The organism is Xenorhabdus stockiae, from assembly GCF_002632825.1.
GTDB classification, from domain to species: Bacteria; Pseudomonadota; Gammaproteobacteria; order Enterobacterales; family Enterobacteriaceae; genus Xenorhabdus; species Xenorhabdus stockiae.
On the sequence record NZ_NJAJ01000171.1, the window covers coordinates 1 to 257 of the forward strand.

Below are 257 nucleotides of genomic sequence, written 5' to 3' on the forward strand. Positions count from 1 at the left end.
GGTACGAAACAATGTCTATTTCCCGGATGCCAAAACGTTCCGTAAAACCCTTCATCATTTTTTTCATGTCACCTTACCCGAAAAAGGACAGGAATTAGCGGTCATGCTCCCAATGATTAGATCTTGTGATAAACTCCCTACTTTTTATTCTGGGTGAAATATGGCTAAAGTGGATGTGATTTGTCGTTACTGTCATAAAACAAACGAGGTTAAAGGGCATGGAAAAGGACGTACTGGACATCCTCGCTATCACTGCT

The 257-nt window shown here is 41.2% G+C and carries 1 protein-coding gene; it reads left to right on the forward strand.

The features are described 5' to 3' along the window. Nucleotides 1–160: 160 nt before the first annotated feature. On the forward strand, nt 161–257 hold a 97-nt coding region (locus Xsto_RS21300), incomplete at its 3' end, for an IS1 family transposase (RefSeq protein ID WP_339955557.1).